Source organism: Pseudomonas sp. NPDC098740 (assembly GCF_044760065.1).
Classification (GTDB): domain Bacteria; phylum Pseudomonadota; class Gammaproteobacteria; order Pseudomonadales; family Pseudomonadaceae; genus Aquipseudomonas; species Aquipseudomonas rossensis.
The window spans coordinates 286453-308523 of the sequence record NZ_JBIWAM010000006.1 but is presented as its reverse complement, the minus strand read 5'-3'; the positions used below and the strand labels follow the sequence as shown (position 1 = coordinate 308523).

At 60.1% G+C, this 22071-nt stretch carries 26 protein-coding genes and 1 pseudogene; 8 read left to right on the top strand and 19 right to left on the bottom strand.

Features of this window, described 5'->3' with window-relative positions:
• The first annotated feature begins 46 nt into the window (after positions 1 to 46).
• From ACIQU2_RS10595 to ACIQU2_RS10580, 4 genes are all read left to right on the top strand, one after another.
• Entirely contained in the window at positions 47 to 970 is a 924-nt protein-coding gene (locus ACIQU2_RS10595) for an urea transporter (RefSeq protein ID WP_403140361.1), read from the top strand.
• A 21-nt stretch (positions 971 to 991) separates the two neighbouring features.
• Complete coding sequence (locus ACIQU2_RS10590) at positions 992 to 1816, top strand: ion transporter (RefSeq protein WP_403140359.1); 825 nt, start codon at positions 992 to 994, stop codon at positions 1814 to 1816.
• A 115-nt stretch (positions 1817 to 1931) separates the two neighbouring features.
• Positions 1932 to 2930: a sulfate ABC transporter substrate-binding protein gene (locus ACIQU2_RS10585; protein ID WP_095127748.1), complete on the top strand. Its 999-nt coding sequence runs from the start codon at positions 1932 to 1934 to the stop codon at positions 2928 to 2930.
• A gap of 581 nt (positions 2931 to 3511) precedes the next feature.
• Positions 3512 to 4717 (top strand): MFS transporter, encoded by a 1206-nt coding sequence (locus ACIQU2_RS10580; protein WP_403140357.1) that lies wholly within the window; start codon positions 3512 to 3514, stop codon positions 4715 to 4717.
• A 59-nt stretch (positions 4718 to 4776) separates the two neighbouring features.
• Here ACIQU2_RS10580 and ACIQU2_RS10575 read toward each other — a convergent pair whose 3' ends face one another.
• Both ACIQU2_RS10575 and ACIQU2_RS10570 read right to left on the bottom strand, forming a co-directional pair.
• On the bottom strand, positions 4777 to 5181 hold the full coding sequence (locus ACIQU2_RS10575) for a type II toxin-antitoxin system HicB family antitoxin (protein WP_056742059.1): 405 nt from the start codon (positions 5179 to 5181) through the stop codon (positions 4777 to 4779).
• Positions 5181 to 5393 carry a type II toxin-antitoxin system HicA family toxin gene (locus ACIQU2_RS10570; protein ID WP_403140355.1) on the bottom strand — a complete coding sequence of 71 codons (213 nt, stop codon included), beginning with the start codon at positions 5391 to 5393 and terminating at the stop codon, positions 5181 to 5183. Before ACIQU2_RS10570 ends, ACIQU2_RS10575 begins: the two co-directional genes overlap by 1 nt.
• A gap of 282 nt (positions 5394 to 5675) precedes the next feature.
• Here ACIQU2_RS10570 and ACIQU2_RS10565 point away from each other — a divergent pair, with 282 nt between their 5' ends.
• Positions 5676 to 6395, top strand: coding sequence for an SDR family oxidoreductase (locus ACIQU2_RS10565; protein WP_403140354.1), 720 nt, complete (start codon positions 5676 to 5678; stop codon positions 6393 to 6395).
• A 246-nt stretch (positions 6396 to 6641) separates the two neighbouring features.
• A pseudogene (locus ACIQU2_RS10560) lies at positions 6642 to 6866 on the top strand (LysR substrate-binding domain-containing protein); the annotation flags it as partial.
• Positions 6867 to 6889: 23 nt separating this feature from the next.
• Here ACIQU2_RS10560 and ACIQU2_RS10555 read toward each other — a convergent pair.
• From ACIQU2_RS10555 to ccmA, 10 genes are all read right to left on the bottom strand, one after another.
• On the bottom strand, positions 6890 to 7294 hold the full coding sequence (locus ACIQU2_RS10555; protein ID WP_283183588.1) for a hypothetical protein: 405 nt from the start codon (positions 7292 to 7294) through the stop codon (positions 6890 to 6892).
• Positions 7295 to 7308: 14 nt separating this feature from the next.
• Positions 7309 to 8511, bottom strand: coding sequence for a c-type cytochrome biogenesis protein CcmI (gene ccmI / locus ACIQU2_RS10550; RefSeq protein WP_403140353.1), 1203 nt, complete (start codon positions 8509 to 8511; stop codon positions 7309 to 7311).
• Positions 8504 to 8977, bottom strand: a complete 474-nt coding sequence (locus ACIQU2_RS10545; protein WP_008145552.1) for a cytochrome c-type biogenesis protein — start codon at positions 8975 to 8977, stop codon at positions 8504 to 8506. The genes ccmI and ACIQU2_RS10545 overlap by 8 nt, the downstream gene beginning before the upstream one ends.
• Positions 8974 to 9510, bottom strand: a complete 537-nt coding sequence (locus ACIQU2_RS10540; RefSeq protein WP_347804879.1) for a DsbE family thiol:disulfide interchange protein — start codon at positions 9508 to 9510, stop codon at positions 8974 to 8976. Before ACIQU2_RS10540 ends, ACIQU2_RS10545 begins: the two co-directional genes overlap by 4 nt.
• A complete protein-coding gene (locus ACIQU2_RS10535) occupies positions 9507 to 11495 on the bottom strand; it encodes a heme lyase CcmF/NrfE family subunit (RefSeq protein ID WP_347804880.1) in 1989 nt (662 codons plus the stop codon). Before ACIQU2_RS10535 ends, ACIQU2_RS10540 begins: the two co-directional genes overlap by 4 nt.
• A 3-nt stretch (positions 11496 to 11498) precedes the next feature.
• Positions 11499 to 11954, bottom strand: a complete 456-nt coding sequence (gene ccmE, locus ACIQU2_RS10530; RefSeq protein ID WP_283183583.1) for a cytochrome c maturation protein CcmE — start codon at positions 11952 to 11954, stop codon at positions 11499 to 11501.
• Positions 11951 to 12127: a heme exporter protein CcmD gene (gene ccmD / locus ACIQU2_RS10525; protein ID WP_008145547.1), complete on the bottom strand. Its 177-nt coding sequence runs from the start codon at positions 12125 to 12127 to the stop codon at positions 11951 to 11953. The genes ccmE and ccmD overlap by 4 nt, the downstream gene beginning before the upstream one ends.
• Entirely contained in the window at positions 12124 to 12879 is a 756-nt protein-coding gene (locus tag ACIQU2_RS10520; protein ID WP_046054301.1) for a heme ABC transporter permease, read from the bottom strand. Before ACIQU2_RS10520 ends, ccmD begins: the two co-directional genes overlap by 4 nt.
• 97 nt (positions 12880 to 12976) lie before the next feature.
• On the bottom strand, positions 12977 to 13645 hold the full coding sequence (gene ccmB, locus ACIQU2_RS10515; RefSeq protein WP_008155797.1) for a heme exporter protein CcmB: 669 nt from the start codon (positions 13643 to 13645) through the stop codon (positions 12977 to 12979).
• Complete coding sequence (gene ccmA / locus ACIQU2_RS10510; RefSeq protein WP_007894233.1) at positions 13642 to 14277, bottom strand: cytochrome c biogenesis heme-transporting ATPase CcmA; 636 nt, start codon at positions 14275 to 14277, stop codon at positions 13642 to 13644. Before ccmA ends, ccmB begins: the two co-directional genes overlap by 4 nt.
• 197 nt (positions 14278 to 14474) lie before the next feature.
• On the opposite strand from ccmA, the gene ACIQU2_RS10505 reads away from it, so the two are divergent.
• Both ACIQU2_RS10505 and ACIQU2_RS10500 read left to right on the top strand, forming a co-directional pair.
• Positions 14475 to 16049 carry a flagellar hook-length control protein FliK gene (locus ACIQU2_RS10505; protein ID WP_347804881.1) on the top strand — a complete coding sequence of 525 codons (1575 nt, stop codon included), beginning with the start codon at positions 14475 to 14477 and terminating at the stop codon, positions 16047 to 16049.
• Positions 16046 to 16375 carry an EscU/YscU/HrcU family type III secretion system export apparatus switch protein gene (locus tag ACIQU2_RS10500; protein WP_403140351.1) on the top strand — a complete coding sequence of 110 codons (330 nt, stop codon included), beginning with the start codon at positions 16046 to 16048 and terminating at the stop codon, positions 16373 to 16375. Before ACIQU2_RS10505 ends, ACIQU2_RS10500 begins: the two co-directional genes overlap by 4 nt.
• Positions 16376 to 16477: 102 nt before the next feature.
• On the opposite strand, the gene ACIQU2_RS10495 is transcribed toward ACIQU2_RS10500, so the two are convergent.
• The 7 genes from ACIQU2_RS10495 to ACIQU2_RS10465 form a co-directional block, all read right to left on the bottom strand.
• Positions 16478 to 16870 (bottom strand): DUF2802 domain-containing protein, encoded by a 393-nt coding sequence (locus tag ACIQU2_RS10495; protein WP_403140349.1) that lies wholly within the window; start codon positions 16868 to 16870, stop codon positions 16478 to 16480.
• Positions 16871 to 17356: a chemotaxis protein CheW gene (locus ACIQU2_RS10490; protein ID WP_010456928.1), complete on the bottom strand. Its 486-nt coding sequence runs from the start codon at positions 17354 to 17356 to the stop codon at positions 16871 to 16873.
• A gap of 88 nt (positions 17357 to 17444) precedes the next feature.
• Positions 17445 to 18332 (bottom strand): CheW domain-containing protein, encoded by an 888-nt coding sequence (locus ACIQU2_RS10485; protein ID WP_403140348.1) that lies wholly within the window; start codon positions 18330 to 18332, stop codon positions 17445 to 17447.
• Between the two features lie 115 nt (positions 18333 to 18447).
• Positions 18448 to 19236, bottom strand: a complete 789-nt coding sequence (locus ACIQU2_RS10480; protein WP_347803270.1) for a ParA family protein — start codon at positions 19234 to 19236, stop codon at positions 18448 to 18450.
• Positions 19237 to 19279: 43 nt separating this feature from the next.
• Positions 19280 to 20170: a flagellar motor protein MotD gene (motD, locus tag ACIQU2_RS10475; protein WP_403140346.1), complete on the bottom strand. Its 891-nt coding sequence runs from the start codon at positions 20168 to 20170 to the stop codon at positions 19280 to 19282.
• 15 nt (positions 20171 to 20185) lie between these two features.
• Positions 20186 to 20926 carry a flagellar motor protein gene (locus ACIQU2_RS10470; protein WP_347803268.1) on the bottom strand — a complete coding sequence of 247 codons (741 nt, stop codon included), beginning with the start codon at positions 20924 to 20926 and terminating at the stop codon, positions 20186 to 20188.
• Positions 20926 to 22056 carry a chemotaxis response regulator protein-glutamate methylesterase gene (locus ACIQU2_RS10465; protein WP_403140344.1) on the bottom strand — a complete coding sequence of 377 codons (1131 nt, stop codon included), beginning with the start codon at positions 22054 to 22056 and terminating at the stop codon, positions 20926 to 20928. The genes ACIQU2_RS10470 and ACIQU2_RS10465 overlap by 1 nt, the downstream gene beginning before the upstream one ends.
• Between the last annotated feature and the right edge of the window lie 15 nt (positions 22057 to 22071).

The window sequence follows — 22071 nt, the reverse complement described above, 5'->3', positions numbered from 1 at the left end:
TGCTCGCGATGCAGGCAACTCGGTCCCTTTGACACACAGATAAAAAATGCCTGCCAACCACTTCAACACCCACTGCCCCGACTGGGCCACTGCCCTGCTCAACGGTTTCAGTCAGATCTTTCTTCAGCGCCATCCGCTGTGCGGTCTGCTGTGCCTGTTGGCCATTCTTTTCACCGCGCCCGCCCTGCTCGGCGGTGCACTGCTGGGCGGTGTCGCCGGGTTGCTCACCGCGCAACGACGCGGCTACGCCAAGGCCGATCGACAGGCCGGGCTCTTCAGTTACAACGGTGTTTTGCTCGGTTTGCTGCTGAGCCTCTACTTCCCCTGGTCAGCGATGTTACCGCCGCTGATCATTGCCGCTGGCGGACTGAGTGCGATGTTCACTCAACAGTGGCTCAAACGCGTCCGGGTCAGCCAATACCTGCCTGCCTATACGGCGCCCTTTGTGGGGCTGGGCTGGTTGCTGCTGTGCTTCGCCACGCCCTCGACAAATGCGCACTTGATCGAAATCAATACGCTGAACATGCTCGCCGCACCACTGAAAGGCCTCGGCCAGGTGATGTTCCTCGGTCATCCGCTGGCCGGTGCGATGATTGCCGTGGGTTTGCTGATCGCTGATCGCCGCGCATTCTGCTGGGCGTTGTTGGCGTCTGTCGCGGGCATGGGCTGGAGCATGCTGCATCACGACTTCTACACCGCATTGATCGGCCTCGGTGGCTATAACGCCGTACTCGCCGCCCTCGCCTTCAGCTCGCAGCGCCAGAAGCCTTGGCTGCCGTGGCTGCCGCTCATCGGCATTGCATCAGCGCTGTTGCTGACGCCGGTGTTTGCCGCCATCGGTCTGCCAACGCTGACCGCGCCGTTCATCCTCTCCTGCTGGCTGATCCGCACGGTTGTTCAAATGCTCAGCAAGACCACTGTCGCCCGTACGCCTTGCACTCTGGAGGAGAATCAACCTAGGCTTCGCTGATTCTCGATTCAGGCGTTTTCCATGGACAGCAGCAAAAACTGGCGTGAAGAGCTTTACGTCATGGTTTTCCAGAGCGACACCACAGCCGGTCGGCGCTTCGACGGCATCCTGCTGTTGATCATCCTCGCCAGCATTGTGATCGTGATGCTCGACAGCATCGATTCCATTCACCAGAACTACGCCAATGTGCTGGCGTACATCGAGTGGGGCTTCACGGTCATCTTCGCCATCGAATACGGCCTGCGGCTGTATTGCTCGCCCAAGCCGTTGCGCTATGCGTTCAGCTTTTATGGGCTGGTGGATTTGCTGGCGATTGTGCCCGGCATTCTTGCGCTGTATTACGCCGATGCGCAGTACCTGCTGATTATCCGGATCATTCGGATGCTGCGGATTTTCCGCGTACTCAAGCTCAGCCCGTACCTCAAGCAAGCCAATTACTTGATGTCAGCGTTGCGCGGCAGCAAGCAGAAGATCGTGGTGTTTCTGCTCAGCGTCTGCACATTGGTGACGGTGTTCGGCACACTGATGTACGTGATCGAAGGCCCGGAGCACGGCTTCACCAGCATTCCCAAAGGCATCTATTGGGCTATCGTCACGCTGACCACCGTGGGGTTCGGCGACATCGTGCCTAAAACGCCGCTGGGCCAGGTGGTTTCGTCGCTGGTGATGATCACCGGTTACTCGATCATCGCCGTGCCGACGGGGATTTTCACCGCCGAACTGGCCAATGCCATGCGCGGCGAACAACTGCAACATGACTGCCCGGTGTGCAAGAAAAACAACCACGAACATGGCGCGGCGTTCTGCTCACGGTGCGGTAATCAGCTGTTCCAGAAAATGGAATAAGCAAAGTGCTTTTTAATCTTTAAAGGACTATGCGAGCCCCGTTATAGTCGCTGGCAAATTGCCTCACTTTTAAATAAAAACTTTAGAACACTCTTTATAAAACAAGGACTGCGCAATGAAAAAACTCTTTGGCGCCTCACTTCTGGCCGCTGGTCTGGCTCTGTCCAGCGTGGCTCAGGCCGCACCGACCCTGCTTAACGTTTCCTACGACGTGATGCGCGATTTCTACAAGGACTACAACACTGCCTTCCAGAAACACTGGCAAGCCGAGCACAACGAAAACATCACCCTGCAGATGTCCTTCGGCGGCTCCAGCAAACAGGCGCGCTCGGTCATCGATGGCCTGCCGGCTGACGTCATCACCATGAACATGGCCACCGACATCAACGCCCTGGCGGACAACGGCAAACTGGTTCCGGACAACTGGGTCACCCGCCTGCCGAACAACAGCGCGCCGTTCACCTCGGCCACCGTGTTCATCGTCCGCAAAGGCAACCCGAAAGCCCTGAAAGACTGGCCCGACTTGCTCAAGGACGGCGTGCAGGTGATCGTGCCAAACCCGAAAACGTCGGGTAACGGCCGCTACACTTACCTCTCGGCCTGGGGTTATGTGCTGAAAAACGGTGGCGACGAAAGCAAAGCCAAAGACTTCGTCGGCAAGCTGTTCAAACAAGCGCCGGTCCTCGACACCGGTGGCCGCGCAGCCACCACAACCTTCATGACCAACCAGATTGGTGATGTGCTGGTGACCTTCGAAAACGAAGCGGAAATGATTGCCCGTGAGTTTGGTCGTGACCAATTTGAAGTGATCTACCCAAGTGTTTCCGCTGAAGCTGAGCCGCCGGTGTCGGTGGTCGATAAAACCGTCGACAAGAAAGGCACTCGCGCTGCTGCCGAGGAATACCTGAAGTACCTGTGGTCGCCGGAAGGTCAGGAGATTGCTGCGGCGAACTACCTGCGTCCGCGTGATCCGGCGGTGCTGGCCAAGTACACCGATCGTTTCCCGAAAGTGGATTTCCTGTCGGTAGAGAAGACCTTTGGTGACTGGCGAACTGTGCAGAAGACTCACTTCAATGATGGTGGGGTTTTTGATCAGATCTACAGCGGTCAGTAACTCCTGAGCCCAATGAAAAAGGCGACCTGAGAAGGTCGCCTTTTTTGTGGCCGCGCGATGACCGATCGTTCCCACGCTCTGGTCTGCACCCCAAAAGTTGGACACAACTGATGGGGTGTTTCATGGGAAAGTACACGGTTCAAGCGAAGCTATTAGCGGTACAGGATTACTGCTCTGGCAAAGCGGGTTTTAGAGAGGTGGCGCATCGTCACGAAGTGGATTTTTCGCCGCGAACGCCGACGCGCATGCCCGGCGCGTCAGCAGCCTGGGCAAGACCTGCCGCGAACTAGCCGATCAAGGTAACAACTGAAGCGCCGCGAATCAGGTGACGGAACATCGCATTCATGGAAGTGCCTTCCGGTTATGAAACGTGAGGAGAGAACATAAGCACGCTATCGAACAGGATGTAAGTGAATGTATCATCGGACCTCAATGTTTTGACGCAAGGTTCCTCGATGGACATCACACACGTCCGTCACTCATTCCGCAACGGAATGATTGCTATCACTCCAAGCCCTCTTCTGCCCATTCCGATAGCCCTTTAGCCTGCGCGCATTCTCTTTTGCTCAGCGAGACCCGTTATGAACCCAGCGACCCAGGTGCCGCACGGCACCGCGACAATGACCCGAGGTATGGTGCTGCTATTCGCCTTCTGCTGCGGCGCCATCGTTGCCAACATCTACTACGCCCAACCGATTATCGGCCTGATCGCGCCGGACATCGGCCTGACCAGCACCATGGCCAGCCTGATCGTTTCGCTGACCCAGATCGGTTACGCGTTGGGGCTGTTCTTCCTGGTGCCGCTGGGTGATCTGCTGGAAAACCGCCGTTTGATGATCATCACCACCGTGGTGGCGATTGCCAGTCTGCTGGGCGCTGCGCTCACCGATCAGCCAAACGTGTTTTTGCTGATCTCGTTGCTGGTGGGTTTCAGTTCGGTGTCGGTTCAGATCCTGATTCCACTGGCTGCACATTTGGCACCGGAAGAGTCTCGTGGCCGTGTGGTCGGCGGGATCATGGGCGGTTTGCTGCTGGGGATTCTGTTGGCGCGGCCGGTGTCCAGCGTGGTGGCTGACCATTTTGGCTGGCGTGCGATGTTTGTGATTGCAGCAGTGTTGATGGCGGCGATCAGCATGGTGTTGGCGCTGACGATTCCCAAGCGTCAGCCTGATCACAGCGCTTCTTACGGTCAGTTGCTGGGGTCTCTGTGGACCCTGTTGCGTCAACAACCAGTGTTGCGTCAGCGCGCGTTTTATCAGGGGTGCATGTTCGCCACCTTCAGCCTGTTCTGGACCGCCGTGCCGCTGGAACTGGCGCGCAATCATGGCTTGTCGCAAACCCAGATCGCGATCTTCGCCCTGGTCGGGGCCATCGGCGCCATCGCCGCCCCCATTGCCGGTCGACTGGCCGATGCCGGCCACACTCGCATTGCTTCACTGCTGGCCCTGCTGTTCGCCAGCCTGAGCTTCCTGCCCGCCTTCATCCACCCGGCCTACAGCGTCATCGGCCTCGCGGTCACCGGCGTGGTGCTCGACTTCTGCGTGCAGATGAACATGGTCCTCGGCCAACGCGCTGTCTACGCCCTCGATGCCAAAAGCCGCAGCCGCCTGAATGCGCTGTACATGACCAGCATCTTCATCGGTGGCGCGTTTGGTTCTTCGGTGGCCAGTGCGGTGTATGAACGCGGTGGCTGGTTGTGGATCGTGATTGTGGGCAGTGCGTTTCCGCTGTTGGCGTTGTTGCGGTTTTTGAGTGTTTCGGAGAAGCGTTCGTTGGCGACCGCGTAATCATTAAAAGCATCGCGGGCAAGGGTAGGCGCCCGCGAAGGCGATGGTCTCCATTTCACTCAGTGCCGAACCAACTTCTCCATCGCCGCATCCGCCAGAAAGGAAGAACGGCTTTTGACATTGTGCTCACGCACATATCGATCAATGCGCTGAATCACATAGCCGGGCAGCGTCACGTTGACCTTCTCGGTTTTTCCCATGTACGGCGCGATGTCCAGCTCCAGCATTCCCCAGCCCATGTCGGCAAAGTCCGGATTCCCACGGTGAGCAGCAGCAGATGTAGGCATGGGAATCGACTCCCCGTCTGCCGCAATCTCCTGAAGCATGATGTGGGCAATCTCGACCGCCGCGTTGTAGGCATCTTCAAACGTATCCCCGGCCGTTACGGCGCCTGGAATATCGGGGATCTGAATACCGATGGCGGTGTTCTCGTCGCCCCACTCGATACAGATTGGATATTGCATTATGGATCTCCTGCGTAACTGGCTCCCGGGCAATACAGCCCGGCTCGCCTCCTGATGCTTTTGACCGTCCCGATCGGCAAATCCTTTTTCGGATGAGGGATGGGTATCGTGTACGGGTTGTATCGGTGTTTGAAGAGGTGATGACTGCCGGCAATCCGATCCAGTGTCCAGCCAGCCGCCTCCAATTCCTTGATCAACAGCCTGCTCTGCACCAATAGCCTCCTTGCTCAGGCTCAAGCAAAAGTAACCCTAGAGTTATCTTTACTCAAGCACAAAAATCCGGAACGCGACGCTCGGTTGTTTTACAAAGTGTGATTGCGGGCCGCTGCATTCTTCCCAAGAAGTGAAATACTTTCGCTCAGCCTGATCCGTCACGCCGAGGTCAACCCGGATTACACTCAGCGTCCTGAGCCTGACGCGATGCTGGATGCGATTCGCGGCTGAACCGATCAAATGCCGCCTGACCCGCGGCATGTTCTTTCAAGGAGTGTGCAATGACCCGACGTACCTTTCTCATCACCGGCGCCAGCAAAGGCATCGGCCGCGCGGTCGCCGAGCACCTGGACCGCGCGGGTCATCAGGTGGTCGGGATTGCCCGATCGCCCGACCTGACGTTCCCCGGCATTCTGTTTCCGCTGGATCTGAGCGACAGAGCACTGACTCAGGAAGTGCTGGCGGATCTGGCCAGGATCTATGAGTTCGACGGGCTGGTGAATAACGTCGGTCTGGTGCGCCCGCAGGTGCTGGGGGAAATCGACCTCGACACGTTCGACGACGTGATGCGGGTCAACCTGCATTCGGCGTTGCAGGCCACTCAGGCATTGCTGCCGAACATGCGCGCCAAGGCCTGGGGTCGGGTGGTGAACATTTCCAGCCTGACCGTGCTGGGAATCACGCAGCGCACTGCGTACGCGGCGGCCAAAGCGGCGTTGATCAGCTTCACGCGATCCTGGGCGCTGGAACTGGCGCAAACCGGCGTGACGGTGAACGCCGTGGCACCTGGCCCGACCGAAACCGAACTGTTTCGCGCCAACAATCCACCGGGCAGCGAAGGTGAAGCGCGGTATCTGGCCGGTGTGCCGATGGGGCGGTTGGGGCAACCGCAGGAGATCGCGGCGGCGATTGCGTTTTTGTTGTCCGAACAGAGCGGGTTTATCACCGGGCAAACCTTGTTTGTCGACGGCGGCGCCTCAATCGGCAAATCTGCGTTCTAACCAACAACCCAAATCCCCTGTGGGAGCGAGCTGGCTCCGGGCGGCGTTCCGACGAAAGCGGCGTATCAGTCGACATCAATGGTGAATGTCAGTCCGTCTTCGTCGGAACGCCGCCCGGAGCCGGCTCGCTCCCACATTCTGATCTTCACAAGGACCGTAGATGGACCGCCTTGCCGCAATGGAAACCTTCGTCTACGTGGTGGAAACCGGTTCCTTTTTCGCCGCTGCCCGGCGCTTGAATATCGGCCTACCTGCCCGGCAGACCTCTGCAAACATCAGGCAGTCGTCTACACCTTGGGTGGGGGTGCCAACTGGCAGTTCCGCAACAGGACAGATGATCAGTCAGTCATCATCAGCGGGCGAATTCGCGTCAACGCCGCCGAAGGTCTGCGTGCAGCCGTGCTCGCCCATCAAGGGCTGACCATGGCATCCGAATGGATGTTTGCACCGGAACTGGCCAACGGTGCGGTCAGTCCTTTGATCGCCGTTTCAGTTTACTGCCCGAATTGCCGTCCCAACCCGCCCGGAACGCCTTGGATGTCTGTCTCTTCCCATGGCCCGTTCGGGCTGATCGACCGGCTCCAGCCGTTGTTCCAGCGATAGTACGTGCGCTGGCGGTAGAAGGTGTTGGTCTGATCATCGAGTACGTACACGCCGAGCTTGGCGTCCCAATGGCTGTTGCCACCCGGCGGCGGCGCGAAGCTGGCGGAGGTGCGTGGCAGCGGTTTGGCGGGCTTGGCCGGAATGCTCGGCTTGCCCGGCGTCGGTGTCGGGGACGGCGTTGGACGCGGCTGCGACGGCGGGATCGGTGGCAGCCGTTCAGGCTGCTGCGGTTGGACCACGCAAGCGCTTAACCCCAAAACCATACTGAGCAGGGTGATACGAGCGATGGCGGTCATAGTGGCGTTTCCTGTCATTTGTCCGGGCTGTCGATGGTCAGTGTTTGCTGCGTCGTGGTGCTGCTGGCCAGAGGCTGGCTGCGACCGATCCACTCGCCGGCAGTCGGTTGGCCGGCGCGAGAAATGCGCGCAACCAGTTGGACTTCAGGGAAGTTCGACAGTTTCAACTGCGGCATCATTGCGTCGGCGTCGCCCAGCTCGACGGTCGCCGGCAAGTCGGCCACGGTCAGGCGCTTGGCGGCCAATGGTGCCGGTGGGCCTGAGGTGGCGCGGGCGAAGATGAATACGCTGTCGCCCGGCTGGACCTTGGCTTTCAGGTCTGGCGCCAGATCCACACGCACCTTGAGCAGCGCCGCGACCTTGGCGGCGGGCGCCTGGGCTACCTTGCCGCCGCTGGCGACAAGTTTCTCGGTGGCCCGGGTGATCCCGCCTTGCAGCGCGGCACGGGAACTGTCTTCCGGCGGCAGTTGCGCCAGTAAACGATTCCAGTAGTCGATGGCGTCCTGATAACGCTGGCTTTCAAAGGCAGCAATACCGAGCAAGCCAAGACTGGTGACTTCTTTCGGATCGGCTTTGAGTGCTTCGTCGGTCAGGGCCTGAACCTTGTCCGACCACTTCTTGCCGTCGGCGAAGTACTGGGCCTGCGCCCATTGACCCAACAGCTCCGGCTGACGACCGGCCACGTTCACCGTGCGTTCGAAGATCTTCGCCGCGTCGCCAGGACGGTCCTGGGCCATGTAAGTGCGACCGAGGAAGTACAGGCCTTCAGCCGAATCCGGCTGAGCCGCGACCGCACGCTCCAGGCGACGGGTCATCTCATCCATCGACTGTGGCGCCTGGGCAAATTCGCGGGTCAGTTCGACCTTGTCGCTCGCCCCAAAATGCAGATACAGGCCAAGACCCAGCACCGGCACCAGAATCGCCGCCAGCAAGGGCCACGGTTTGCCCAGGCGGGACACGCGTGGCGCCTCGACGCCTTCGGTGTCGGCGAGCAATTCACGGGCCGCTTCGGCGCGGCCGGTGTCCATTTGCGCGGCATCGAGAACGCCCTCTTCCTGCTGAGTCTGCAACTCAGCCACGCGTTCCTGATACAGCGCGACGTTCAGGGCCGTACGATCCTCTTCAAGCTGGGCGCGACGGCCACGCAGAACGGGGATCAGCAGAAAACTCAGGGCAACCAGAAGTAGCAGACCTGCAGCGAGCCAGAAATCAATCATTCTTGGTTTTATCCAACAGGTGGTCGAGGCGCTCACGCTCCTCGGCAGAGAGCTCATCCTTGGTGTCAGCGCGTTGCACGCGACGACGGCGGACGATCACGGCGATGATCACAAAACCGCCCAGCAGCAGGCCGGCAGGGCCGAACCAGAGCACAGCAGTCTTGGCGTTCAGAGCAGGTTTGTAGCGGACGAAATCACCGTAGCGGTCGACCATGAAATCGATGATCTGCTGATTGTCCTTGCCCTCGCCGAGCATGCGAAAAATCTCTTTGCGCAGGTCGGCGGCGATCGGTGCGTTGGAATCGGCAATGTCCTGATTCTGACACTTGGGGCAACGCAGCTCTTTGGTCAGCTCGCGAAAACGCTCGCGATCACCTTCTTTGGCGAACTCGTAGGTGTCGATGGCCGCGTGCGCCACGCCGGCCATGCTCAAACCCAATACCGCGGCGGCTATCCAGCGCTTCATGGCTTGGCCTCATCAACCAGCGCCTGATACTTGGCCGCCAGTTTTTCGCGCCAGACCTGTTCGTCGATCACGCCAACGAACTTGTCGCGGATGATGCCCTTGGCGTCGATGAAGAAGGTTTCCGGAGCGCCGTACACGCCGAGATTCAGACCCAATGTGCCTGCGTCGTCACGGATATCCAGCTGGTACGGATTGTGGAATTCGTCCAGCCACTTCAAGGCATCAGCATTGACGTCCTTGTAGTTGATGCCGTAAATCACCACGCCCTGTTTGGCCAGTTTGTTCAGCACCGGGTGCTCGACCCGGCAGGAAATGCACCAGGTGCCCCAGACGTTGACCAGTGCCGGTTTGCCCAGAATGTCGGCCTTGGTCAGGGTCTTGTCGCCCTGCACGGCCGGCAGGGAAAACTCCGGGAACGGCTTGTTGATCATCGCCGAGGGCAACTCGGCCGGGTTCAGGAACAGACCGCGATAAAGGAAAACAGCCACCACCAGGAAAATCACCAGGGGCAACAGCATCAACCAACGTCTCATGCTGTGGCTCCCGTCATGCCCAGTGCTTCACGCACACGGCTGTTCACCTTGACCCGGTAACGGCGATCGAATGCCGCCAGCAACCCGCCCAAACCGGTGAGCAGACCACCGAACCAGATCCAGCGTACGAACGGTTTGACGTGGACGCGAACGGCCCAGGCGCCATCGCCCAACGGTTCGCCGAGTGCGACATAGAGGTCGCGGGTGAAACCGGCGTCGATCCCGGCTTCGGTCATGACCGAGTTCTGCACGGTGTAGAGGCGTTTTTCCGGGTGCAGCACGCTGACTTCCTTGCCGTTGCGGATCACCCGAACGGTGCCCTTGTCGGAGGTGAAGTTCGGGCCTTCGAAATGCTTGGCGCCTTCGAATACGAACTGGTAACCGCCCAGATCCATGGACTCACCCGGCGCCAGACGCAGGTCGCGCTCGGCACTGTTCTGGCTCGATAGCACGACGCCGAGGGCACACACGGCGATGCCGAGGTGCGCGACCTGCATGCCCCAATAACTGCGGGTCAGGGTCGGCAGGCCTTTGATCAGGCCTTTGTGGCGAGTCTTGTCGAAGATGTCACGCACACCGGCCAGTAATACCCAGGCGGCGAGCATGAACGTGGCAATCACTGCCCAATTGAAATCGCCATAAGCCACGCCAGCTACCACGGCCAGCGCGGCGCTGCCGAGCAACACCGGAGTCAGCATGCTCAACAGCCATTTGACCGGGGTGTCTTTCCAGCGCACCAGCATGCCGACCGCCATCACCATCATCAGCAAGGCCATCAATGGAATGAACAGTGCGTTGAAGTACGGCGGGCCGACCGACAGCTTGGCGCCGGTCATCGCATCGAGAATCAGCGGATACAAGGTGCCGAGCAGGATCATCGACGCAGCGACGACCAGCACCAGGTTGTTACCCAGCAGCAGGGTTTCCCGGGACCAGAGGTTGAAGCCCACGTGGCTCTTCACCACGGGAGCGCGCAGGGCAAACAGCGTCAGCGAACCACCGACCACGAACAGCAGGAAAATCAGAATGAATACGCCGCGCTCAGGGTCGGACGCAAAGGCGTGAACCGAGGTCAACACGCCGGAACGCACGAGGAAGGTCCCCAGCAAGCTCAGCGAGAACGCGGCGATGGCCAGCAACACGGTCCAGCTCTTGAACACGCCACGTTTTTCCGTGACCGCCAAGGAGTGAATCAGCGCCGTCCCTACCAGCCAAGGCATGAACGAGGCGTTTTCCACCGGGTCCCAGAACCACCAGCCGCCCCAGCCGAGTTCGTAGTACGCCCACCATGAACCGAGGGTGATGCCGATACCGAGGAAGGCCCAGGCGACGATGGTCCACGGACGGGACCAGCGAGCCCACGCCGCATCAAGACGACCGCCCAGCAGTGCAGCGATGGCGAAAGCGAACGCCACGGAGAAACCGACATAGCCCATGTACAGCATCGGCGGGTGAACGATCAGGCCGATGTCTTGCAGCAAGGGATTGAGGTCACGACCGTCCGCAGGAATCTGCGGCAGGATTCGTGCAAACGGGTTGGACGTGAGGATCAGGAACAGCAGGAAACCCGTGCTGATCATGCCCATCACCGCCAGCACGCGAGCCAGCATCACTTGCGGCAATTGTCGGGAGAACACCGACACCGCGAAGGTCCAGCCGCCGAGGATCAGGGCCCAGAGCAGCAACGACCCTTCGTGAGCGCCCCACACCGCGCTGAACTTGTAGTACCACGGCAACGCGCTGTTGGAGTTGCTGGCAACGTAGGCGACGGAGAAATCGTCGGCCATGAAGGCGTAAGTCAGGCAACCGAAGGAGAACAGCAGAAAAGCAAACTGGCCCCAAGCCGCTGGTTGAGCGAGGCTCATCCACAAGCGGTCACCGCGCCAGGCGCCGAGCAACGGCACCACGGCCTGAACCAGCGCGAAACACAGCGCCAGAATCATGGCCAGGTGGCCGAGTTCAGGAATATAGAGTCCGGACGTCATCGATCAACCCTCCTTCGCGGGCGTTGGAGCAGATTGACCGCTGTCTTTCAAAGCCTTGGTCACTTCCGGCGGCATGTACTTCTCGTCGTGCTTGGCCAGCACTTCGTCGGCCACCACCACGCCGTCAGCGTTGAGCTTGCCCAGGGCAACAATGCCCTGCCCTTCGCGGAACAGGTCCGGAAGGATGCCGCGGTAGCTGATGGTCACGGATTTACTGAAGTCGGTGACGATGAATTTCACGTCCAGCGAATCGCCGGAACGTTGCAGCGAACCTTTCTCGACCATGCCGCCGGCGCGGATGCGCGTGTCTTGCGGGGCTTCGCCGTTGGCGATCTGGGTCGGGGTGTAAAACAGATTGATGTTCTGCTGCAGGGCGCTCAGGGCCAGGCCGACGGCAGCACCGACACCGACCAGGATCGCGAGAATGATGATAAGACGCTTTTTGCGCAGCGGATTCACTTGCCGTTCTCCCGGCGCAGACGACGCGCCTCTTGTTGCAGATACCGCTTGCGGGCCAGGATTGGCGCCGCCACGTTGAGGGCCAGCACCGCCAGGCAGATGCCATAGGCTGACCAGACATACAGGGCATGATGGCCCATGGCGAGGAAGTCGCCGAATGAAGCAAAACTCATCGAGCGGCCTCCAGACTGTTCTGCACTTCGGCCTTGACCCAACTGGCGCGGGCTTCACGCTTGAGCACTTCAAGGCGCATGCGCAGCAGCAACACCGCACCAAAGAAACAGTAGAAACCCAGCACCGTCAGCAGCAGTGGCAGCCACATCTCGGCGGGCATTGCCGGTTTTTCGGTGAGGGTGAACGTCGCGCCCTGGTGCAGGGTATTCCACCACTCCACCGAGTATTTGATGATCGGGATGTTGATCACGCCGACAATCGCCAATACCGCGCAGGCCTTGGCGGCACTGTCACGATTGCTGATCGCATTGCCCAGCGCAATAAGACCGAAGTACAGAAACAGCAGAATAAGCATGGACGTAAGTCGTGCATCCCAGACCCACCACGAGCCCCAGGTCGGTTTGCCCCAGATCGCGCCGGTGACCAGCGCCACGGCGGTCATCCAGGCGCCGATGGGCGCCGCGCATTGCAGGGCGACGTCGGCCAGCTTCATCTTCCACACCAGCCCGACGATGCCACAGATCGCCAGCATCACGTAGATGGACTGGGCCAGCATGGCGGCCGGAACGTGGATATAAATGATGCGAAAGCTGTTGCCTTGCTGGTAGTCCGGCGGCGCGAAGGCCAGGCCCCACACTACACCAACGCTGATCAGCAGCAACGCCGCGACACTCAGCCACGGCAGCAATTTGCCGCTGATGCCGTAAAACCACTTGGGCGAGCCGAGCTTATGAAACCAAGTCCAGTTCATTACTGTTTCCATCACGGTTGCTGCTCGCCATCACGAGCAGCGAAGGGTCTGCCTTTCATTTAAAAGAAAGCGATCAAAAATTGATCAGACCTCATTATTATTCGCCGACGCTGATCTTCAGGCCAGCAGCTATTGCAAAAGGTGTCAGGGTTATCGCCAGGGCGGTCAGGCTACCAAGCCACAGCAGATAACCGGTCGCCGGCATGCCCTGCAATGCCGCCTGCAAGGCGCCACTGCCAAGAATCAACACCGGGATGTACAACGGCAGAATCAGCAGCGCCAGTAACAGGCCACCGCGCTTCAATCCCACCGTCAGGGCTGCGCCCACCGCACCGAGCAGGCTCAGTACCGGTGTACCCAGCAACAAGGAAAGCAGCAACACCGGCAGACAAGCGGTTGGCAAACCGAGCATCAATGCCAGCAGTGGAGCGAGCAAAACCAGTGCCAGGCCAGAGAAGGACCAGTGTGCCAGTACCTTGGCCAAAACCAGAAGAGGCAGGGGGTGCGACGAAAGGACCCACTGCTCAAGCGATCCGTCTTCGAAATCACTGCGGAAAAGCCCGTCCAGCGAGAGCAAAACCGATAAAAGGGCCGCTACCCAGACCAGTCCCGGAGACAAGGTTTGCAACAATTGAGACTCGGGTCCGACCGCCAACGGGAACAGGGAAACGACGATCGCGAAGAATACGAGCGGATTGGCCAACTCCGCCGGACGGCGGAACAACAATCGGGCTTCACGGGCGACCAACAGGCCGAAAACACTCATACGGCCCAATTCCCCAGATCAATGTCGCGATAGCCGGCCGGCATCCGGGTCAGCGTGTGGTGAGTGGTCAAGACCACCATGCCACCGCGCTCGCAGTGTGCGGCCAGGTGTTCTTCGAGTTGCGCCACGCCTTGTTTGTCGAGCGCGGTGAACGGCTCATCGAGGATCCATAGCGGCGGGCTTTCCAGGTACAACCGCGCCAACGCGACCCGGCGTTGCTGCCCGGCAGACAGTGTGTGGCAAGGAACATCCTCGAAACCGCGCAGTCCGACAGCCGTCAGCGCCTGCCAGATCGCCTCATGGGAGGCCGGCTGATGCAGGGCGCAAAGCCAGCTCAAATTCTCTTCCGGCGTCAGCAGATCCTTGATCCCGGCGGCATGGCCGATCCACAGCAGGTTACGCGCCAGCTCAAAGCGTTGCTCGTTCAATGGCTGGCCGTTGAGCAGCACCTGACCGGCAGTCGGCTGCATCAGACCGCAAAGAAGACGTAAAAGGCTGGTTTTGCCACTGCCGTTGGGGCCGCTGATTTGCAACATTTCGCCACTGGCCAGTCTCAATTCGAGATTTTCGAAGAGCAGCCGAAGGTCTCGCTCACAGGCGAGGGCAACGGTTTGCAGGACAGGACTGGTCAAGAGATCACGGGCCTTTTGGGTTCAAGTCGGCAGTGGAGCGGCCGTTAAAGATATGCAGGATAAATGCATTGGCGGCCCGTTCTAAGGAGCTGGATCAAGTATTTGAAATGTTTTCAGCGCCCCGGATACAACGGGGCGGCATTATACATGCCATGCTCTCCTCTCAAGAGGGCAATTTCCTCAGGTTGTGACCGCGTATGACAGGCGAAATGAACATCCTCCCGCTACCGCAGCCCGTGCCTACGACCTCACGTCCGTTGGCGGTCAGCGGCGAGTTGCTCAAGTTGCTGACGCCAATGGAAGGCCTGATCACTGCCGGTCAGACCGCCAAGGCCGAAGTGCTGTCGCTCAAGCAGGCGGATCAAACCTTTCAACTGTTGCTCAAGGTCACCCTCGACAGCGGCCGTCAGACCACGGTCCAGGCCACCAGCACGCAACCGCTGCCTCAGGGCACCAGCCTGGCGATCACTCAGCCGTCGGCGGGTAATCTGGCCGTCACCGTGCAACAGGCCATCGCCTCCAGCGTCGCCACTCTCACTCGTATCGACACCGCGCAACTGCCGGTCGGCACGCTGCTGCAAGGCAAAGTGCTGACCTCTCAGGTGTTGCCGCAGGTGCCGGGCCAGCCGACGGTGTTTCGCTCGATGGTGAGCTTGCTCAACACCGCGTTGAGCGGCAGCACCCTGAGCATCGACAGCCCGACGCCGCTGCGCATCGGCACCTTGCTGAGCGCGCTGGTGCAGGACACCCAGACGTTGAAGTTCGTCCCGTTGAGCAGCCGCCAGGAACAATTGGCCGTCACGCAGCAACTGGTCAGCCAACAAAGCCGTCAGGGTTCGCTGGACGGCTTGATCAAGCTTCTGCAAAACCTGCCGGCATCGGACCAGACTTCCAGCGACCTGCGTGCCGCCGTCGACAAACTGCTCGCCGGCCTGCCCGATGTCCGGCAACTCAGCACGCCCAAAGGCCTGGCCCTGGCGTTGGCCAACAGCGGCATGTTCCTGGAAAGCAAACTGCTCGCCGGACAGAACCCCACGCTCGGCCCGGACATGAAGGGCGATCTGCTCAAGCTGATCGCACAACTGACGCCAGGCCTGCCGGCCAACACCAATCTCAACGCGATCATTGCCGCCAACACACTGGCCCAGGCCATGCCGCACTTCGTGCGCAGCGCCCTCGGCATGCTCGGTCAGGTCAGCGCCAAACCGCAGCCAACCAGCTTCCCGCTGCCCGAGCGCCTGCTCCAAAGCATGGACGGCGAAGGCGATCTCGAGCACCTGCTGCGCTTGGCAGCAGCGGCGGTTTCACGCCTGCAAAGCCATCAACTGTCGAGCCTGGAACAGACCGGCGTCACTGACGACGGACGGTTGATGAGCACCTGGCAACTGGAAATCCCGATGCGCAATCTGCAGGACATCGTGCCGTTGCAGGTCAAGTTCCAGCGCGAAGAAGCGCCCGAGAAAGAACAGCAAAACGAACGCCGCGACGAGCGCGAACCCAAACAACAATTGTGGCGAGTGGACCTGGCGTTCGACATGGAGCCCTTGGGCCCGTTGCAGATTCAAGCACAACTGATCAAAGGCAGCCTGTCCAGCCAGCTGTGGGCCGAACGCCCGTACACCGCCAGCCTGATCGAAAGTCATCTGGCCGAACTGCGCCAGCGGCTGCTGGCGTCCGGCCTGAATGTCGGCGATCTCGATTGCCACCTCGGCACACCGCCACAAGGCCCTCAAACCCGTCTCGAACAACGCTGGGTCGACGAAACCGCATGAAAAACCCCAACACCCCGCGCCAGGCCATCGCCCTCAAGTACGACGGTAGCCACGCCCCTACCCTCACGGCCAAAGGTGACGAAGCACTGGCCGAAGCCATTCTGAAGATTGCCCGCGAATGCGAAGTGCCGATCTACGAGAACGCCGAGCTGGTGAAACTGCTGGCGCGGATGGAATTGGGGGAGAGTATTCCGGAGGAGTTGTATCGCACGATTGCCGAGATTATTGCGTTTGCGTGGAATTTGAAGGGGAAGTTTCCCAAGGGGCAGGATCCGAATGCGCCGATGGTGGAGAAGGACATCACCGATCGCGGGGATGATTACTGATTTTTGCGCCTTGAAAGCAAAAAGATCGCAGCCTTCGGCAGCTCCTACGGGTATACGTAAACCCGGGTAGGAGCTGCCGAAGGCTGCGATCTTTTGATCTTCTCAGTTCTTGTGCAACTTGCTCATCAACTCCGCCTCAGCCTGGGTCAAGCCACAGGACTGAGTCAGCTCATCGACGCTCGCGCCCATCCCCACCAATCGCGCCGCCTGGGCAAACGACAGGCTCGACGGATCGCGCTGTTCCAACTGAGCCAGTTTGTCCGGCAATGGGCCAACCACCGCGCGCAGTTCGTGCAGGTCTTCACCCATGCGCACGTTGCCGCTCTGGTAGTCGTCAACGCGCTTGCCCAGGTCCTTGATGCGCTGATCGCGCAGCGCATCGCCCTGGGCCTGTTGCGCGGCAATCAGTCGTTGGCCGCGTATGTACGCCAGAAACATCGCCAGCGTGCCTGCCCAAAAGAGGAACAGGACAATGACCGCCACCTCAAGAATCAATCAGATGTTCTCCAGGTCCGACCATTCTTCTTCGCTCATCATCTTGTCCAGCTCGACCAGAATCAGCAGCTCGTTGTTCTTGTTGCACACGCCTTGAATGAACTTGGCGGATTCTTCGTTACCGACGTTCGGCGCGGTTTCGATTTCCGACTGACGCAGGTAAACCACTTCGGCCACGCTGTCGACCATGATCCCGACCACTTGCTTGTCGGCTTCGATGATGACGATACGGGTGTTGTCGCTGATTTCGGCATTCATCAGGCCGAAGCGCTGACGGGTGTCGATCACGGTGACCACGTTACCGCGCAGGTTGATGATGCCCAGCACGTAGCTCGGAGCACCCGGGACCGGGGCGATTTCGGTGTAGCGCAGGACTTCCTGAACGCGCATCACGTTGATGCCGTAGGTTTCGTTGTCCAGTTTGAAGGTTACCCATTGCAGGATCGGATCTTCAGAACCTTTTGCATTCGTCGCTTGACTACTCATACCCTGACCCCTCGAAAAACCGCTTCTGGCGGTGTGTGTTCTGTTGGCGGCATTCAACAATGCCGTCGCATACTTGTTATGTCGGCAGCTATGTCGGTTTGTGTAGCGGCTTGATGCCGCCCATGTGCTTTGCCCCGCCGCTGGCGATCAACTCGGCCAGGGCGGAAACGTCCAGCAGCGCACACATGTGCTCAATCACCGTGCCGGCGAGCCATGGCCGTTGACCACGGTGACTGCGCCATTTGATTTCGTTCGGGTCCAGGCGCAACGAGCGGCTGACCTGATGCACCGCCAGCCCCCATTCGTAGCCCTGAACCGAAATAACGTATTGCAGGCCCTGACGGAAATCGTCGCGGTAACGGTCGGGCATGACCCAACGCGCGGTGTCCAATACTTTCAGGTTGCCGGCCTGGCTTGGCAGAATCCCGAGGAACCATTCCGGCTGACCGAACAGCGGTGTCAGCTCGTGACCGGCCAAAGAATAAATCGAGCCCAGACACACCAGCGGCACCGCCAGGGTCAACCCGGCGACGTCGAACAACAGACATTCGAACGGTTCGGCAGCCCAGGACGGGCGACCATCGGTTTCCACTGGTGGTGGCGTGTTGCTCGGTGGCAGGTGGACTTCGACCACCGGTGGCACCAAGGCTTGCAGCAGCGGGGCGATGGTCGAGCTCGGTGCGAGAACCGGCGCTGGCGCTTCGATCACGGCAACCGGTGCTTTCTCGGCGACTGGCGCTGCTGCGGGCGCGGCGACGGCGCCAGGTTTTTGCGCATCCCGGGCCTGTTCTTCGAGCACCGCAGCCTGGAACTCGTCCAGCGCTGCCTCAACCTCGACCGCTTCGACAACCTCGATGACTTCAACCAGTGCTTCGATTTCCGGCGGCAACTCTTCAGTCGCCTCCATCAGCAAGCTGTCCAGATAAGACTGGAGAGCCAGTTGCGGGCGCGAGGTGATTTTTACCGGCCGGTTCATGCGCGCACCACCGTAGGAGCTGCCGAAGGCTGCGATCTTTTGGCGGATTCGAAGGTGTTACAAAGCAAGATCAAAAGATCGCAGCCTGCGGCAGCTCCTACAGGAATTGGGTTCATCAGGCCACCGCCGGGACAAGTTGTGCGGCCAGCAAATGCTTGAGCAACGCGCGATAAGCCAGCACCCCACGGCTCTTGCCGTCGAACTGCGAAGGCGTCACGCCGGCACGGCTGGCGTCACGCAAGCGGGTATCGACCGGGATGTAGCCCTGCCAGATTTCTTCCGGGTACTTGTCGCGCAACACCCGCAGCGTGCCGAGGGACGCCTGCGTGCGGCGGTCGAACAGGGTCGGCACGATGCTGAACGGCAGCGCCTGTTTACGCGAACGGTTGATCATCGCCAGGGTATTGACCATGCGTTCCAGGCCTTTGACCGCCAGGTGTTCGGTCTGCACCGGTATCACCAATTGCTGGCTCGCCGCCAAGGCATTGACCATCAGCAGGCCGAGTAACGGCGGGCTGTCGATCACGGCGTAATCGAAGTCCTGCCAAAGTTGCGCCAGGCTCTTGGCAATCACCAGGCCCAAGCCACTCTGCCCCGGCGACTGGCGCTCGAGGGTCGCGAGTGCGGTGCTCGACGGCAACAGGGAAATACTCTCGTGGCTGGTGGGCAACAACAACTGACCGGGCAAACCTTGCGGCACACTGCCCTTGTGCAGGAACAGATCGTAGCTGCTGTGTTCCAGGCTGTCGGGGTCGTAACCGAAGTAGCTGGTCATGGAGCCGTGCGGGTCGAGATCGACCACAACCACGCGCTTGCCCGCCTCGGCCAGTAAACCGGCTAAAGCGATAGAGGAAGTGGTTTTACCAACACCACCCTTTTGATTGGCGACTGCCCAGACTCTCATTCGGATTGTTCCTCCCGGTCGAAATGGTCGACCGAGGAAAAGCTCAACGTATTAATGCGGGTGACGGAGAATTGACGGCACTCTCTCGTCCCGGCGACTTGACCGGGGTCGGTGCAGTTTGTGTGCCAGCACGCTTCAACGCGGCATCCGGTTTCGCATTGGCGGTTCCGGTACCGGTAAGGCTGCGGCGTACATCGAGATTTCGTGACACCACCAGCACCACGCGACGGTTACGCGCCCGCCCCTCGGCAGTGGCGTTGTTGGCCACTGGCTGGAACTCGCCGTAACCCACCGACGCCAAGCGACCGGGGTTCACACCCTGCATCGCCAGCATGCGCACGATGCTCGCCGAACGGGCCGAGGACAGCTCCCAGTTGGTCGGGTATTGCGCGGTGCGGATCGGTTGATCGTCAGTGAAACCTTCGACGTGAATCGGGTTGTCGAACGGCTTCAGAATCGCGGCAACCTTGTCGATGATGTTGAACGCGATGTCACTGGGCATGGCGTCACCGCTGCCGAACAACAGGCTGGAATTGAGTTCGATCTCGACCCACAGCTCATTGCCGCGAATAGTCATCTGGTTGGAGCTGATCAGGTCGCCGAACGCGGCGCTGATGTCGTCGGCGATGCTTTTGAGCGGATCGCTGGCACCCGCGATACCCGCGTCGGCCTGCTCGGCGTCTTTAACCAGCGGCTTGGCCGGGGTCACGGTCTTCGGTCGCTCGTCGCCGATCGGGATCGGCTTGAGGGCGCGGTCGGAGTCGGTAAAGACCCCGATCAGCGCTTCGGAAATAACCTTGTACTTGCCTTCGTTGATCGAAGAGATCGAATACATCACGACGAAGAAAGCGAACAGCAGCGTAATGAAGTCGGCGTACGAAACCAGCCAACGTTCATGGTTTACATGTTCTTCAGGTTGCCGGCGACGAGCCATAGTCCATTACCCCCATCAATCCATGAAGCCCTGAAGCTTCAGCTCAATAGAGCGAGGGTTTTCACCTTCGGCGATCGACAGAATGCCTTCCAACAACATTTCGCGATAACGCGACTGCCGCAAAGCGACGGACTTGAGTTTGGCGGCAATCGGCAGCAGCACCAGGTTGGCACTGGCCACGCCGTAGATGGTCGCGACAAAGGCCACGGCAATGCCGCTACCCAGTTGCGATGGATCGGCCAGGTTACCCATCACGTGGATCAGGCCCATCACCGCACCGATGATGCCGATGGTCGGCGCGTAGCCGCCCATGCTTTCGAAGACTTTGGCGGCTTCGATGTCGCGGCTTTCCTGGGTGTAGAAATCCACTTCCAGAATGCTGCGAATCGCTTCCGGCTCGGCGCCGTCCACCAGCAGTTGCAGGCCTTTGCGCGAATAGTTGTCCGATTCGGCGTCGGCCACCCCTTCCAGACCCAGCAGGCCTTCCTTGCGTGCGGTCAGGCTCCAGTTGACGACGCGATCGACGCCACCGGCGAGGTCGATGCGTGGAGGGAACAGGATCCAGGCCAGAATCTGCATGGAGCGCTTGAAGGCGCTCATCGGTGACTGCAGCAGCGCCGCACCCACGGTTCCGCCGATAACGATCAACGCCGCCGGGCCGTTGGCCAGGGCGCCGAGGTGGCCGCCTTCAAGGTAGTTGCCGCCTATGATGGCGACAAACGCCAGGATGATCCCGATAAGGCTTAACACATCCATCAGATACAAGCCTCGACCAGATGCTTGCCAATATCGTCCAGGCCGTACACCGCGTCGGCGAGTTCGGCTTTGACGATGGCCATCGGCATGCCGTAGATCACGCAGCTGGCTTCATCCTGAGCCCAGATCGAGCTGCCGCCCTGCTTGAGCAGACGCGCGCCTTCGCGACCATCGGCGCCCATGCCGGTCAACACGACCGCCAGAACTTTGTCACCGTAAGACTTGGCCGCGGAACCAAAGGTGATGTCCACGCACGGCTTGTAGTTCAGACGTTCGTCGCCCGGGAGGATTTTCACCGCGCCACGGCCGTCGATCATCATTTGCTTGCCACCCGGCGCCAGCAATGCCAGGCCAGGACGCAGGATGTCGCCATCCTCGGCTTCCTTGACGCTGATGCGGCAGAGCTTGTCCAGACGCTCGGCGAAGGCCTTGGTAAAGGCAGCCGGCATGTGCTGGATCAATACGATCGGTGCGGGGAAATTGGCCGGCAACTGGGTCAAAACCCGCTGCAGGGCAACCGGGCCGCCAGTGGACGTACCGATGGCGACCAGTTTGTAGGCTTTGCGTTTCGGCGTTGGCGACGACGAGGCTGGCGCGTGGGTACGCGGCGTAATCGGAGCCGGTGCCGGACGCGCAGGCGCGCTGCTGCCGTAGCTGCTGACGCTCGAAGGTGCAGGCGTCGGGGCGGGTGCGGCGACAGGTGCCGGAGCGCTGTAGGTGTTGGCGCGACGGTTACTGCGCGAGATGCTGAGAATCTTCTCGCACAGCAGTTGCTTGACCTTCTCCGGATTGCGGGAGATGTCTTCGAAATTCTTCGGCAGGAAATCCACCGCGCCGGCGTCCAGCGCGTCGAGGGTTACCCGAGCGCCTTCGTGGGTCAGCGAGGAGAACATCAATACCGGGGTCGGGCAGCGCTGCATGATGTGCCGCACCGCCGTGATGCCATCCATCATCGGCATCTCGTAATCCATGGTGATCACGTCTGGCTTGAGGGCCAGCGCCTGATCGATCGCCTCTTTTCCGTTGGTCGCCGTGCCGACGACCTGGATATTCGGATCCGCTGAAAGAATTTCCGAGACGCGGCGGCGGAAAAACCCCGAATCGTCCACCACCAGGACTTTAACTGCCATAAACACTCCGTTAGA

Bases quoted from the DNA above. Each gene is read 5' to 3' on its own strand.
- ACIQU2_RS10485 (WP_403140348.1), bottom strand. From the start codon at position 18,332: ATGAACCGGCCGGTAAAAATCACCTCGCGCCCGCAACTGGCTCTCCAG.
- ccmD (WP_008145547.1), bottom strand. From the start codon at position 12,127: ATGAGTTTTGCTTCATTCGGCGACTTCCTCGCCATGGGCCATCATGCC.
- ACIQU2_RS10590 (WP_403140359.1), top strand. From the start codon at position 992: ATGGACAGCAGCAAAAACTGGCGTGAAGAGCTTTACGTCATGGTTTTC.
- ACIQU2_RS10595 (WP_403140361.1), top strand. From the start codon at position 47: ATGCCTGCCAACCACTTCAACACCCACTGCCCCGACTGGGCCACTGCC.
- ACIQU2_RS10520 (WP_046054301.1), bottom strand. From the start codon at position 12,879: ATGAACTGGACTTGGTTTCATAAGCTCGGCTCGCCCAAGTGGTTTTAC.
- ACIQU2_RS10585 (WP_095127748.1), top strand. From the start codon at position 1,932: ATGAAAAAACTCTTTGGCGCCTCACTTCTGGCCGCTGGTCTGGCTCTG.
- ACIQU2_RS10565 (WP_403140354.1), top strand. From the start codon at position 5,676: ATGACCCGACGTACCTTTCTCATCACCGGCGCCAGCAAAGGCATCGGC.
- motD (WP_403140346.1), bottom strand. From the start codon at position 20,170: ATGGCTCGTCGCCGGCAACCTGAAGAACATGTAAACCATGAACGTTGG.
- ACIQU2_RS10465 (WP_403140344.1), bottom strand. From the start codon at position 22,056: ATGGCAGTTAAAGTCCTGGTGGTGGACGATTCGGGGTTTTTCCGCCGC.
- ACIQU2_RS10575 (WP_056742059.1), bottom strand. From the start codon at position 5,181: ATGCAATATCCAATCTGTATCGAGTGGGGCGACGAGAACACCGCCATC.
- ACIQU2_RS10540 (WP_347804879.1), bottom strand. From the start codon at position 9,510: ATGAGACGTTGGTTGATGCTGTTGCCCCTGGTGATTTTCCTGGTGGTG.
- ACIQU2_RS10580 (WP_403140357.1), top strand. From the start codon at position 3,512: ATGAACCCAGCGACCCAGGTGCCGCACGGCACCGCGACAATGACCCGA.
- ACIQU2_RS10470 (WP_347803268.1), bottom strand. From the start codon at position 20,926: ATGGATGTGTTAAGCCTTATCGGGATCATCCTGGCGTTTGTCGCCATC.
- ACIQU2_RS10490 (WP_010456928.1), bottom strand. From the start codon at position 17,356: ATGAGTAGTCAAGCGACGAATGCAAAAGGTTCTGAAGATCCGATCCTG.
- ACIQU2_RS10545 (WP_008145552.1), bottom strand. From the start codon at position 8,977: ATGAAGCGCTGGATAGCCGCCGCGGTATTGGGTTTGAGCATGGCCGGC.
- ACIQU2_RS10555 (WP_283183588.1), bottom strand. From the start codon at position 7,294: ATGACCGCCATCGCTCGTATCACCCTGCTCAGTATGGTTTTGGGGTTA.
- ccmI (WP_403140353.1), bottom strand. From the start codon at position 8,511: ATGATTGATTTCTGGCTCGCTGCAGGTCTGCTACTTCTGGTTGCCCTG.
- ACIQU2_RS10480 (WP_347803270.1), bottom strand. From the start codon at position 19,236: ATGAGAGTCTGGGCAGTCGCCAATCAAAAGGGTGGTGTTGGTAAAACC.
- ACIQU2_RS10535 (WP_347804880.1), bottom strand. From the start codon at position 11,495: ATGACGTCCGGACTCTATATTCCTGAACTCGGCCACCTGGCCATGATT.
- ACIQU2_RS10505 (WP_347804881.1), top strand. From the start codon at position 14,475: ATGACAGGCGAAATGAACATCCTCCCGCTACCGCAGCCCGTGCCTACG.
- ACIQU2_RS10500 (WP_403140351.1), top strand. From the start codon at position 16,046: ATGAAAAACCCCAACACCCCGCGCCAGGCCATCGCCCTCAAGTACGAC.
- ccmB (WP_008155797.1), bottom strand. From the start codon at position 13,645: ATGAGTGTTTTCGGCCTGTTGGTCGCCCGTGAAGCCCGATTGTTGTTC.